We start from the raw sequence: 13,308 nt of genomic DNA on the forward strand, positions 1-13,308 counted from the left end.
ATTGCGATCGCTTGATCGCAGGCCTGCTCGTAACGGCTGATCTCGGGCAGTGCGGCAGTCTCTGACATGGCAGAATTCCCGGCTTGGAGGACGATAGCAACAATGTTCCTATTTTGTTCTTTTGGAGTCAAGGCCGCTTGCTCGTCACTGGTCGCGAAATTTTACACAGCCGTGGATTGCTTCGAATCGCCGGCACAAAAAAGTCCCGGCCGATGCCGGGGCTTTAGAGAATCTAACCAGACGGTGACCGATCCGGGATCAGTACTCGATCAATATTTGGCGACCACCGGGCCAGCCCAGTTCCAGTGGTAGTTCACGCCGACGCGGAACAGATTGTCGGTGAGGTGGGTGTTCTGGAAGGTACAGCACCCGGTCGCCGTGTTCTGGAAGTAGCCTTGGCGTCCCAAGTCAGCATAGAGATATTCGAACTTGACGGACCAACTCGGCGCGAAGCCCCACTCGACGCCGAGACCAGCCGTCCACCCCGAAAACGTGTGGCGTTCGATCGCGCCAACGTTGGTCGGGCTGAATTCGTTGATTCTCATATCCGCGAAGGCGCCGCCTGCGGTTCCGTACCACAATACGTTGCCCGTGGGACCGGTGGTAAAGCCGACACGGCCGCGAACCGTTGCGAGCCAGTTCGATTTGATGTTTTCGGTGAATGTGGTGTTGAAGGGTGCGAGCAGATTGGAACTGCCGGTGCGATTGGACCAGGAATCGTCTCCTTCGATGCCGACGACCCAGATGCCCGACTGGTAGCTGCAGCCGAGGGTGCCGCCGACATTGCCGCCGCTGAGGTCGGTATCGTTTTTCGTTGCGCCCGCAGTACCGTTTGCAACACCGTTGTTTGTGCCGTTGCTCACGGAGCGCGAACGACCAACTTCTCCACCGCCGACGGCGCCGATATAGCAGCCAGTCCAGTTATACATCGGCACCACCGGAGGGGCCTTGGTGTAAACCTTGGCTGGCAAATCAGCGGCAGAAGCCGAGCCGATGCCGAGGAGAGTGCCTGCGGCTACGGCGAGAGAAATAATGAATTTTGAATGGCGCATGGTATTTCCCCCTAATTGAAGATTCGAAAAAATCTGGCGCAGAAATATCGCGAAATATCAGTCTTTGAAGCTGCAAAATGGTCGCAGCGTTTCGATTTTGCGCGACTGTGATCAAAAGGCTGCAATTGGCAGCAATTAGAGCGTTTTTGAGCGAAGTGGATACCGGTTCGCGTGAAGAAAACGCGTCAAAACAAAAGATTAGAGCCCGGTTCTGATTCAATCAGAACCGATAAGGCTCTAGAATCCTTATTAGAAGACTTATAAGTGCACTTTTGGACGGTTCCTCTGGAACGAAATGCCGGTTCCCGCGTGATCTTCGCGGGGCTGGACTTTTTTTGTGGGGAACAATGGTCAGTAAAAACTATCTGACGCGTCAGGCGATGACGCTCGTCAAATTCGCTCAATCGACTTCGGACCCCCGGCTTTTGACGGCGTTGGTCGAGAAGGCAACCGCACTCAAATTGCAGGCCGACGAGACAAGGCCGCGATCCGATCTCAGTCCGAAGGCTCCGGACGTCGAATCCCCAACCAATTAAAGCAACGGCCACCTTGCCCGGCAGAGCGCACCGATCCTGGCGTCAGCGCAGCGGCATCTTGAATGTGAAACGCGTCTCGTGCTGCGATGACATCACGTCGATGGTTCCATCATGGGCGCGGGCGATTTCGGACGCGATGTAGAGCCCCAGTCCAAGGCCTTGATGGGTGTCCTGTGCCGACATGCGATGGAAGGGCTGAAACAGCCTCTCCATCGCATCGGCCGGGATCGGTTCGCCGGAATTGGCGACCGATAATTCGAACGCGCCATCGGTGGTCGTCGCGCGAACGCGGACCGGTGTTGCCGCGCTGCCATGGGTGACCGAATTGCCGAGCAGGTTGGAAAACAATTGCGCGATACGCACGGCGTCGCAATCGACCTGTTCGGTCAAATCGAACTCGGCCTCGATTTTCCGCTCCGGCGTGCTGGCACGAAGTTCTGCGATCACGTGCGTTAGAACCGGCGCCAATGGCTGAGGCAGGCGGCGCAGCGGAATCCCGCCGCCGAGGCGGCCGCGCGCGAAATCCAGCACATTGTCGATCAGCGCCGACATCCGCGCCACGCTGGTGCGCATCAATCCGAGAATTTCGTCCGCTGCGTCCTTTGAATTCGTCTTCGCAAGGATTTTCGTGCCGGCCGCAATTGACGCGAGTGGATTGCGCAAATCATGCCCGAGCACCGCGATGAACTGCTCGCGCAGTTCCGAGGTTTCGCGCTCGCTGAGCAGCGTGGCTTCGCTGGCGGCCACCCGGTCGACCGCCTCGAGATGGGTCGCGATCAGTTCCGCGAACAATTTGAACATGCCGACGGTTTGCGGGGTGTTGAGGCGCGCCGGCTGGGGATCGATCGCGCACAGGGTGCCGAAGAAAGTTCCGTCGCTGAGCACGATCGGCATCGAGATGTAGCTTTGAAAGCCGTATTGCGCCGGCGTGTGGTGCCCGCAAAAGGCGGCATCTTCGGCGACATGGTCGATTACGACGGCTTCATGGCTCTTGCGGATCTCGTGGCAAATGGTGGTTTCGACCACCAGCTCCCCACCCGGCGCCAGGCCGAACCCAATTTCGTCGCGCGAAGCGCAGCAGATCCATCGCTGCTCGGTGACGCGCGCCACCGCGGCGAAACCCATGCCGGTCGACCGGCAGACAACTTCAAGAATGCGCGGAACTGCCGAGATACCCTGCACGGCAGCGATATCCGCGCTGAAGTCGGTCGCCATGATCCGCTTTCTATGAGTGTCTCGAAGAAACGCTAGCGCAGGCCCGACGACGAGTCGAGAAATCCGTCATGCGGGAACCGCAACGGCGCCAAAGCTGCGTCAAATCTACGCAATGATATCCGGCGTGATCTGGTCTTCGATGAAGGCAATGCGGTCGCGCAGTTGCAGCTTGCGCTTCTTTAGCCGCTGCAGCCGCAGCAAATCCGGCGCCGGGGATTGATGCAGCGCATCGATCGCCGCGTCGAGATCGCGGTGCTCCTGTTGCAGCCTTGCAAGCTCGGCTTCGAGCTCGCGCTCATCTTCGTCGGTCATGATCTATGTTAGCCGGAAAACGCGGATGAGATGGACAGGTTGCGGAAGCCGAAGCCCGAATATCGTCCCTGCCGGGCCGGTCCGCAAGCTGGAGCGGACGGCCGTCTGGAGCGATCTTCGGGTTCGATACATAGCACGGTTCCATACTCACGATTCGTTACAGATACTGCCGAAATATGAGGACGCCATTTTCAATACCCATCGACAGATTCGGCGACTTGTGTACACTCACTTGTCCGGACTGAGGTCTCATCCAACGGAGGAGGTTTCGTATGGCAATTCAGGCGCATCTCGTTGAACTGGAACGCAAACACAAGGTTCTTGAAAACGAATTGCACGAAGCTCTCGTGCACCTGTCAACGGACGATCTGCAAATTGTCGAGTTAAAGCGCCGGAAATTGATGGTAAAAGACGAGATCGAGCGGTTGAGACATACCGCAAGTGAAACCATCCACTAGCAAATACAAGCCAGCCGCCATCATGATCCGCAATCGGGTCGGCGCATCGCGCCACCCAATGATGGCGTGAGCTGTGCTTTGCTGAATTAGCTTGCCGTTTTAGCTTGCCGTTTTTCCTGGTGCCGTTTTTCTTGCCGTTCCCGGCAAGACGCGCGTCAACAAGTCACGCCTCAAGATGTTCATGCCTCAGCGAGTTCGCCGACATAGCCGGCGATCGCCAGGGACGATGTCAGCCCCGGCGATTCTATACCGAACAGGTTGATCAGCCCGCCGATGCCATGATCGCGGGGCCCCTGGATCAGGAAATCCTGCACTGCAACCGCCGGCGGCACGATTTTCGGCCGCATGCCCGAATAGCTCGGCATCAGCGCGCCGTCCGGCAATGTCGGCCAATAGCGCCGGATCGCCGGATAAAATCTCTCCGCCCGCGCCGGATCGACGGCGTAATCGATGCTATCGACCCATTCCACGTCAGGACCGAACCGCGCCTGTCCTGCCAAATCGAGGGTGAGGTGCACGCCGAGGCCGCCGGGCTCGGGCACCGGATAGATCAGGTGCGAGAACGGCGCCCGGGCGCTGCAACTGAAATAATTGCCCTTGGCCAGATAGGCCGGCGGGATCAGATCGATCGGCATGCCGTCGATGCTGCGCGCAACCGCAGGGGCGCCAAGTCCCGCGGCGTTGATCAAAAGCCGGCATTCTAGCGACATCGGTGCGTCGCCGCCGGCATCGATCTCGATCCGACCCTCGCGTGCCCTGGCGGCCAATAACGGGGTGTGAAAGGCAAAGGCCGCGCCCGCATCTTCGGCCTCGCCGCGCAACGCCAGCATATAGGCGTGGCTGTCGATAATGCCGGTGGAGGGTGAGAGTAGGGCGGCGTCGCAATTCAACGCCGGCTCCAGCGCGCGGGCGGCATCGCCGTCGAGCGTTTGCAGATCGGTCACGCCATTGGCTTCGGCGTGCGCCTTGATCGATTGCAGCTTTGCGGTTTCGGTTGATGTCGTTGCGACGATCAGCTTGCCGCAATTGCGATGCGGAATGCCGTGCTCCGCGCAATATCGATAGAGCGCTCGCTTGCCGTCGACGCACATCCGCGCCATCAGGCTGCCCGCCTTGTAATAGATGCCGGCGTGGATCACCTCGCTGTTGCGCGACGAGGTGATGGTGCCGATGCCTTCAGCCGCCTCCAGGATGATGACCTCGCGGCCGGCCTGCGCCAGCCGCCGCGCGATCGCGAGACCGATCACGCCCGCACCGATAACAACACACTCGACTTTATCCATTCGCCGTTCGGATCCGGAATTGTTGGCTGTTCGGCCCCGCGCGTTTGTCGGAACCTTGATGCCCGTTAAGGAGCAAATGTGCGCTGACTAACGCTTTGGTTGCAATGCTGGTTTTCGTACAACCCGTTGGATTTGTTTCGGAACTTTTCCCAATCGGATTATTAGTGAAGCATTAATCATGTCAGGGCAATTGCCGTAATTTTGAATAGCATTTTCGATTGGCAGGGGTACGCGTTTACCCGATCCAAACCCGTGAAGCCAGACACTCCAGCGCAGAAATCCGCAGGTGACTGATGGCTGGCAATAATTGGCAGGCGGGCGGCTTGGTATCGATCCCGAGGCAGGCCGTGCTGTGCCTGGTTGCTACCGCTGTGCCATTCGGAGCCGCCTTGGCATGGTCCGATGACTCGCCGGCGGCGAGTTTTATCGGTCCGGTCGATCCCAATGTGGTCGGGGAATTGCTGATCGGCTGCATCGTGGTCTGTGCGTTCCTGGCATCGGTCGCGCTGTGGATATTTTCCTTGCTGAACAGGGCCAAGGGTTCGCGGCTGCGCCGCAATGCCTTCATCAGTTCCGCCCTGAACCACCTTAACCAGGGCGTGGTGATGACCGATCCGAAAAAGCGGATCGTGTTTTGCAACGATCGCTATCTCGAAATCTATGGCCTGGCTCGTTCGGACATCACCGAGAACATGACCGGGCCCGGACTCGCTGAACTGCGGCGCGCGCGCGGTACCCTCGACGTCAGCGTCGAGGATTTCTATGGCCGGGCCGGCAGGTCGGAAGGCCTCGTAACCGAATTGCCCGGCGGACGATCCGTGCTGGTAAAGTATTTTGTGCTGCCCAATGGCGGTTCGGTGGCGACGCATGAGGATTGCAGCGCCCAACGCGAACTTTCGCGGCAACTCGCATCGACCAAGCAGTTCCTGGAAACGGTGCTCGAGAACATTCCGGTCTGCGTGGCCGCCAAGAACATCGAGGATGGTCGTTACATCTATGCCAACCGCGCGTTCGAACGCTTCTCGCGGTTTTCCCGCGACAGTATCATCGGCAAGCGCGCCGACGAAATCTTCCGGCCCGACACGGCGGCAGGCATCGAGGCAGCGGACCAGGCCGCGATCAATTCGCCTGAAAGCCAATACCGCAACGAATTCGTGGTCGAGCGCGGTTCGCAGAAGCGCGTGCTGGCGAGCAATCGCGTGCTCGCGCGCAACGACAAGGACCAGCCGGAATTTTTGATCGCCTTGTTCGACGATGTCACCGAACGCCGGTCGCTGTCCCATGAACTGGAAGGCACCAAGAAATTTCTCGAGCTTGTGGTCGACAACATTCCGGTTTCGCTGATCGTCGAGCGGGTCAGCGACGGCCGATATCTCCTGGCCAACCGCAGCGCCGAGACCATCCTCAACCGGCGCCGCGAAGACGCCACAGGCCTCACCGCTGCGGATATCTTCAATCCGCGGGAAGCCAAGCTGATCATCGCGCGCGACGAAGCGGCGATCAGGAAGCGCGGTCTGCTTGCCGAGGAACACCCGATCAGCACCAAGGACGGGTTGCGGCTGTTCCTGACCCGCCGCATGACGGTGCTCGACGACAACGGCGAACCGCAATATCTGATCAAGACCCATGAAGACGTCACCGACCGCCGCCAGACGGAGTCGCGGATGGCGCATATGGCGTATCATGATGGTCTGACCGATCTGCCGAACCGCGCGGCCTTCCTGCAGGCGCTGGCGCAGATGATCGAAGCCTGTGAAGGCAGCAATGAGGAATTCGCGGTGCTGTCGATCGATCTCGACGGCCTGAAGGAAATCAACGACGTGTTCGGCCACGCGATCGGCGACAAATTGCTGATCGAAGTGGGGCGCCGGCTGCAGACTTCGGCGCGCGGCGGCGTGGTGGCCCGGCTCAGCGGTGACGAATTCGGGTTGATCATCGACGGCAAGCAGCCCGTCGCGGGGGTCATGCTGGCTGAAAAGCTCGCCGAAGCGCTGGCCGAAGAGTTCGTGATCGACGGCAAATCGGTTCGCACCGGCGTCACCACCGGCATCTCGATTTTCCCGCATAATGGCGTCGATGCCGCCTCGCTGCTGGCCAATGCTGGCGCAGCGCTGTTTCGCGCCAAGGCGAAGTCGCGCGGCTCGATCTCCATCTATGAACCGGAGATGGACCAGCAGATTCGCGATCGCCGCGTGCTGCACCAGGATCTCTCGGTCGCGATCAGGAACGGCGAACTCTCGCTATATTATCAACCGCAGGCGATGGCGCGCGACACCGTCGCCGCCAGCGAAATCATCGGCTTCGAGGCGCTGGCGCGATGGCTGCATCCGGTGCGCGGTTTCGTTCCGCCCGGTGATTTCATTCCGATCGCGGAAGAAAGCGGCCTGATCGTCGCGATGGGCGAATGGATCCTGCGCGAAGCCTGCCGGGAGGCCGCGTCGTGGCCGCTGCCGCTGCAGATCGCGGTCAACCTGTCGCCGGCGCAGTTCATGCACGGCGATCTCGTCGGCCTGGTGCATTCCATCCTGCTCGAAACCGGCCTCGCGCCGGACCGGCTCGAACTGGAAATCACCGAGGGCGTGCTGATCGAGGATTTCGATCGCGGTCTGGCGCTGCTGCGGCGGCTGAAGGCGCTCGGCGTGCGGATCTCCATGGACGATTTCGGCAGCGGTTATTCCTCGCTGAGCTATCTGCAGGCGTTCCCGTTCGACAAGATCAAGATCGATCGCGCGTTCGTCATGAATCTCGGGCGCAGTCCGCAATCGGCCGCGATCGTCCGGGCGGTGATCGGCCTTGGCCATGGCCTCGAAATGTCGATCGTCGCCGAGGGCGTGGAAACCCAGGAACAGCTCGGTTTCCTCGCTGATGTGGGCTGCGACGCGGTGCAGGGTTACTATATCGGCAGGCCGCTGCCGATCGGACAGTATGCCGCGCTGGTCGGCAACAACGACGGCGCCGTGAAGCCCGCGCGCAAGATCGGCTGAAGCTTCGGTTCTGAACCGAAGCTTTATTTTTTGTTTGACGCGTTTTCCTGACGCGAACCGGTGCCCCCGTCACTTGAAAACGCTATAGCTCTCCGTAATGGCGGACTACGACCTGGCGATTATCGGCGGCGGTCTCAATGGCGTCAGCGTGGCGCGTGATGCTGCCGGGCGCGGCCTTCGAGTCATTCTTGTCGAACAGGGCGATCTCGGCGCCGCCGCATCCTCCGCCACGCCGCGCATGATCAATGGCGATCTGGCGATGCTGGAGCGGCGGGGCTTTTGGCGCGTGCGCACCGCGCTGGCCGAGCGCGATATCTGGAAGCGGATCGCGCCGCATCTGGTGCGTCCGGTCCGCTTTGTCATCCCCGCGCATTCCGAAGAACGCCCGCCCTGGCTGTTGCGGCTGGGATTGGTGCTGTACGACCGGCTGGCTTTACACAGCGATTTGCCGGAATCGGCTGCGGTCGACGTCACGCATCACCCCGTCGGCAATGCGCTGAAGCGGCCGTTCGGGACGGCCTTCGAATATTCCGACTGCATGGTGGACGATTCGCGCCTCGTGATCGCGCATGCGCTCGATGCCGCGGAGCGGGGCGCCGACATCCGTACCGGCGCGCGCTGTGTCCGTGCTGATCGGCTCGATACCTGGCGGCTGGCGGTGATCGATCGCGGCCGCCGGCAGGTGATCACGGCGAGGGCGCTGGCCAATGCGTCGGGCGCCTGGACGGCGTCGGTCGCCGAAACCATCCTGCGTCTGCCGCTGCAGCGTGCGGAGGTGGGCAAGATCAGTCAGATTATTGTCAGGCGCCTGTTCGACACCGACAATGTCTACGTTTTCCAGAACAATGATCGGCGGCTGATCTTCGCCAGTCCCTATCAGCGCGACTTCACGCTGATCGGCACCATTGCGACGCCGTTCAAGGGAGATCCCGCTGTCGTGTCGATGACGGCGGACGAGGTCGCCTATCTCTGCGATGCGGCTAACCGGTATTTCCGCGAGCACATCGATCCCTCCGACGTGATCAGGACCGTCGCCGGCGCCAACATGGTGATGGGCACTGCGCACCAACCCCGTTCCGGCCATGGCGGGGTGACGTTCGATGCGACGCGCGGCAAGGCGCCGCTGCTGACGATCGGTGGCGGCGAAGTCACGACCGCGCGGCGTCGCGCGGAGTGGGCGGTCTCCCGGCTCACGCCCTTCTATCCGATGTCGCCACGCTGGACCGCCGGCGCGCCGTTGCCGGGCGGCGATTTCGAGTGGGCGCGGTTTGATGCGCAGGTCGATCAAGCGCGCGAGCGCTGGCGGTTTCTCGGCGAAGACCATGCCCGGCGCCTGGTCGAAGCCTATGGCTCGCGCCTTGCGGCCGTGCTCGGCGATGCCAGGGAGAAGGCCGATCTCGGCGCTGTCTTTGGGCCTGAATTGACGGCTGCGGAGGTGCGCTATCTCATGGCCAGGGAGTGGGCCCGCTTTCCCGACGATATTCTGTGGCGGCGCTCGAAACTCGGCCTGACCATGCCACCGGCGGATCGCGAGGCGCTGGCGGCGTTCATGGCGGTTGAGCCCGGGGCAATCGGCCGTTAGCTTGCGGCGACATTTTGGGGGCAGGCCGATATCATGAGTGAGGACGCAGCGAACATCGCAACGGTTGCGGATTCGCCGAAACCCGAACCGCAGCCGGCGGTCGCCACCGACATGCCGCTGTTGCGCATCGATACGGTGGCGAAGAAATTCGGCGCCTTCCGGGCGGTGGACAAACTCTCGCTCGATGTCCGGGCTGGCGAGTTTTTTGCGCTGCTCGGCCCGAGCGGCTGCGGCAAGACCACGCTGTTGCGGATGCTGGCCGGTTTCGAGACCCCGGATGAGGGCCGCATCCTGCTCGACGGCAAGGATATCGCACAGGTCCTGCCGCATGAGCGGCCGGTCAACATGATGTTCCAGAACTACGCGCTGTTTCCCCATCTCAACGTGCGCGACAATATTGCGTTCGGATTGAAGCGTGCGGGCATGCCGCGGTCTGACATCAAGACCCGCGTCGCCGAGATGGTCGCGCTGGTCAAGCTCGACGGCCTCGAGAAGCGAAAGCCCGATCAGCTCTCCGGCGGCCAGAAGCAGCGCGTGGCGCTGGCGCGCTCGCTGGCGCGGCGACCCCAGGTGTTGCTGCTCGACGAACCCCTGGCGGCGCTGGACAAGAAGCTGCGCGAAAGCACCCAGCTCGAACTGATGGAATTGCAGCGGCGCCTCGGCATGACATTCATCATCGTCACCCACGATCAGGAAGAGGCGATGACGATGGCGAGCCGGATCGGCGTGATGGATGCCGGCCGGCTCCAACAGGTCGCAACGCCGCGCGAACTCTACGAGGCGCCAGCGTCGCGCTGGATCGCCGAGTTCGTCGGCGAGGTCAATCTGTTCGACGGGCAGGTCGAGCCGCATGAGAGCAATCGCCTGACGGTGGCGACGCGCGACGCCGGAACCATCTTCACCGCCGAGCCGCGCCATCCCGTCGCCAAGGCGACTGTCTGCGTTGCGATCCGTCCCGAGAAGATAAAACTGTCGCGCCGCGGCCCGGCATCGGATGCCGTCAATGCGCATGCGATCAATCGGCTCGAAGGCGTCGTGAGCGATGTGAGTTATCTCGGCGGTTTCACGACCTACAAAGTGAAGCTCGACTCTGGTGCGATGTTGCGCTCGTCGATGGCCAATACCGCCCGGCTTGATGTCGACGCCTATAGCGCGGGCCAGCGTGTGACGGCGTGGTTCACGCCTGACGATTGCGTGGTGCTGGAGCAATGAGCGCGCGGCGTATCTTCGCGCGACCGGCGCGGCGGGCCGCGATCGCGCCCTATGTCTGGATGGCATTGTTTTTCCTGGTGCCGTTCATTTTCGTGGTGAAGATCAGCCTGTCGCAAACCGCGATCGCGCAGCCGCCGTACTTACCGGTATTTGATCTCACCAGCGGAGCCGGGGCGATCAAGGCCGCCTTCGCGGCGTTGTCGCTGGATAATTTCAGGCTCTTGCTGTCCGACGATCTCTATGTCTTCTCCTATCTGCGCAGCCTCTTGGTGGCCGTGGTATCGACCTCGATCCTGCTTCTGATCGGCTACCCCATCGCCTATGGCATGGCGCGGTTGCCGGCGCGTTGGCAGAGTGTCGCGATGATGCTGGTGATCGTGCCGTTCTGGACTTCTTTCCTGATAAGGATCTATGCCTGGATCAACATCCTGCAGCATGACGGCCTGCTCAATCAGATCCTGCTCGCGCTGCACCTGGTCTCGACGCCGGTGGTGTGGCTGTCGACCGACAGCGCGATGTATCTCGGCATTGTCTATTCTTATCTGCCGTTCATGATCCTGCCGCTGTATGCGACGCTGGCCAAGATCGATCCGGCATTGCTGGAGGCGGCGAACGATCTCGGCAGCTCGCCGCGGCAGGCGTTCTGGCTGGTGACGTTTCCGCTGTCGCTGCCCGGCGTCGGCGCCGGGGTGTTGCTGTGTTTCATTCCCATTGTCGGCGAATTCGTGATCCCTGATTTGCTGGCCGGTTCGGACTCGCTGATGATCGGCCAGACGCTGTGGCTGGAGTTCTTCACCAACAAGGACTGGCCGGTCGCCTCGGCCGCGGCGGTGGTGCTGCTGCTGTTATTGCTTGCGCCGCTATTGCTGTACGACCGCCTGCAGCGTCGGCAGTTGGAAGCGCGATAATGGCACGTGCATCGAACAGGCTCTCCCGCTTCAACGTCACCTCGCTGGCGCTGGGATTGGCGTTTCTGTATCTGCCGATTGTGATCCTCGTGATCTATTCGTTCAACGCCTCGCGGCTGGTGACGGTGTGGGGCGGCTGGTCACTGAAGTGGTACAGCGAATTCTTCAATGACGGCGCGATGCTCGATGCGGCCTCGATGAGTTTTCGCGTCGCGGTGACGTCCGCCACGCTGGCGACCTTGCTCGGCACGCTGGCCGCGGTGGCGCTGTCGCGTGGCGAGCGATTCAAGGGGCGCACGTTGTTCTCGGGCATGCTTTATGCGCCGCTGGTGATGCCGGAGGTGATCACAGGGCTGTCGCTGTTGCTGCTGTTCGTCGCTGTTAATGCCGAGCGTGGCTTCTGGACCGTGACCATTGCGCATACGACGCTGACCATGTGCTTCGTCGCGGTCGTGGTGCAGTCGCGGCTCGGTGCGCTCGATCGCAGCCTCGAGGAGGCGGCGATGGATCTCGGCTGCGATCCCGCGCGCGCGTTCCTGAGCGTGACGCTGCCGCTGATCCTGCCTTCGATCGCGGCGGGTTGGATGCTGGCCTTTACGCTGTCGCTCGACGATCTCGTGATCGCGAGTTTTACCACCGGCCCCGGTTCGGCGACGCTGCCGATCCGGATCTATTCGGAAGTGCGGCTCGGCGTGAAGCCTGAGATCAACGCGATCTGCACGCTGATCATCGCGCTGATCGCTGCGGTCATCGTGGTGGCGTCGTTCGCCTCGAAACTGTCGCGCGAACAGGGCGAGAGCGCCGCGCCGTTGTGATCTTGTCATTCCAGGGCGATGCGGAGCATCGAACCCGGAATCTCGAGATTCCGGGTCTGGTCCTTCGGACCATCCCGGAATGACGGAATCCAACTCACGATTTCACCGCACCCGCCGTCAGCCCACCCACCATGTAGCGCCGGAACGCGTAGTAAATCGCCGCCGGCGGCAGCGCATAGATAAAACCGGTTGTCATCAGCAGTTCCCACGGCGAATCGTCGGCGGCGAGGAAATTGCCGAGCGCAACCGGTAGGGTGATGTCGGTGTCCTTGGACAACAACAAAAACGCGTAGAGATATTCGTTCCAGGCCAGCAACAACGCATAAGTGCCGATCGCGACCAGCGACGGCATCATCAGCGGTACATACACCAGCCGGAAAATCTGCAGCGGTGTCGCGCCGTCCATCACGGCGGCTTCGTCGAGTTCGACCGGCAATTTGTCGGACGCCTGCTTGAGCACCCAGATCGCATAGGGCGAGGCGATCGTGACCATCGCCAGGATCAGCGACCAGTGATTGTTCAGGAGGCCATAGGTGGCCATGGTCCGGTACATCGGCACGGCGAGGAACGCGGCCGGAATAAAGTAAGTGAAGAGCGCGAGATTCATCACAAAGCGCCCGCCGGGCACGCGCAGCCGCGAGATCGAGAACGCGGCCATGGTCGCAATGAACAGCGTCAGCGCGCCGGCCGAAACCGCGATCACGGTCGAATTCCAGAATTGAATCCAGAAATCCCGCAGGAAATAATGCTGCTGGCGAAACACGATCTCGAAATTATGGAGCGTCGGATGATCAGGCCAGAATTTGCCGGAGAAGGCGTCTTCCTTCGGCGAAATCGCAAACAGGAACATGTGATAGATCGGCAGCATGGTCCAGATGAACACGGGAATGCCGATCAAGAGCAGCCGCGCCTCGGTGCCGGCCTCCTGCAGGGATGGGAGCCTCAGGGCTG

General features: G+C 61.3%; 11 protein-coding genes. 6 read left to right on the forward strand and 5 right to left on the reverse strand.

Features of this window, described 5'->3' with window-relative positions; all coding sequences use genetic code 11:
• Positions 1–269: 269 nt before the first annotated feature.
• The 3 genes from HB676_RS27690 to HB676_RS27700 form a co-directional block, all read right to left on the reverse strand.
• Positions 270–1,052: an outer membrane beta-barrel protein gene (locus HB676_RS27690; protein WP_213741663.1), complete on the reverse strand. Its 783-nt coding sequence runs from the start codon at positions 1,050–1,052 to the stop codon at positions 270–272.
• Positions 1,053–1,630: 578 nt separating this feature from the next.
• Entirely contained in the window at positions 1,631–2,803 is a 1,173-nt protein-coding gene (locus HB676_RS27695; protein WP_213741664.1) for a GAF domain-containing sensor histidine kinase, read from the reverse strand.
• A 105-nt stretch (positions 2,804–2,908) separates the two neighbouring features.
• The gene (locus HB676_RS27700) at positions 2,909–3,115 is read right to left on the reverse strand and encodes a DUF465 domain-containing protein (protein WP_213741665.1); all 207 of its coding nucleotides are present in this window, start codon (positions 3,113–3,115) and stop codon (positions 2,909–2,911) included.
• 272 nt (positions 3,116–3,387) lie between these two features.
• On the opposite strand from HB676_RS27700, the gene HB676_RS27705 reads away from it, so the two are divergent.
• Positions 3,388–3,573 carry a DUF465 domain-containing protein gene (locus HB676_RS27705; RefSeq protein WP_213741666.1) on the forward strand — a complete coding sequence of 62 codons (186 nt, stop codon included), beginning with the start codon at positions 3,388–3,390 and terminating at the stop codon, positions 3,571–3,573.
• Positions 3,574–3,752: 179 nt separating this feature from the next.
• On the opposite strand, the gene HB676_RS27710 is transcribed toward HB676_RS27705, so the two are convergent.
• Positions 3,753–4,856 (reverse strand): NAD(P)/FAD-dependent oxidoreductase, encoded by a 1,104-nt coding sequence (locus HB676_RS27710; RefSeq protein WP_213741667.1) that lies wholly within the window; start codon positions 4,854–4,856, stop codon positions 3,753–3,755.
• A 293-nt stretch (positions 4,857–5,149) separates the two neighbouring features.
• Here HB676_RS27710 and HB676_RS27715 point away from each other — a divergent pair, with 293 nt between their 5' ends.
• From HB676_RS27715 to HB676_RS27735, 5 genes are all read left to right on the forward strand, one after another.
• Positions 5,150–7,840, forward strand: a complete 2,691-nt coding sequence (locus HB676_RS27715; protein WP_213741668.1) for an EAL domain-containing protein — start codon at positions 5,150–5,152, stop codon at positions 7,838–7,840.
• A gap of 97 nt (positions 7,841–7,937) precedes the next feature.
• Positions 7,938–9,422, forward strand: coding sequence for a glycerol-3-phosphate dehydrogenase (locus tag HB676_RS27720; RefSeq protein ID WP_213741669.1), 1,485 nt, complete (start codon positions 7,938–7,940; stop codon positions 9,420–9,422).
• 111 nt (positions 9,423–9,533) lie between these two features.
• Positions 9,534–10,634, forward strand: a complete 1,101-nt coding sequence (locus HB676_RS27725; protein ID WP_249780513.1) for an ABC transporter ATP-binding protein — start codon at positions 9,534–9,536, stop codon at positions 10,632–10,634.
• Positions 10,631–11,542: an ABC transporter permease subunit gene (locus tag HB676_RS27730; RefSeq protein ID WP_213741671.1), complete on the forward strand. Its 912-nt coding sequence runs from the start codon at positions 10,631–10,633 to the stop codon at positions 11,540–11,542. The genes HB676_RS27725 and HB676_RS27730 overlap by 4 nt, the downstream gene beginning before the upstream one ends.
• A complete protein-coding gene (locus HB676_RS27735; protein WP_213741672.1) occupies positions 11,542–12,357 on the forward strand; it encodes an ABC transporter permease in 816 nt (271 codons plus the stop codon). The genes HB676_RS27730 and HB676_RS27735 overlap by 1 nt, the downstream gene beginning before the upstream one ends.
• Before the next feature lie 94 nt (positions 12,358–12,451).
• On the opposite strand, the gene HB676_RS27740 is transcribed toward HB676_RS27735, so the two are convergent.
• Entirely contained in the window at positions 12,452–13,303 is an 852-nt protein-coding gene (locus tag HB676_RS27740) for a carbohydrate ABC transporter permease (RefSeq protein ID WP_213741779.1), read from the reverse strand.
• Between the last annotated feature and the right edge of the window lie 5 nt (positions 13,304–13,308).

Origin of the sequence: Bradyrhizobium sp. dw_411 (genome assembly GCF_018449695.1) — a bacterium.
Classification (GTDB): Bacteria; Pseudomonadota; Alphaproteobacteria; order Rhizobiales; family Xanthobacteraceae; genus Bradyrhizobium.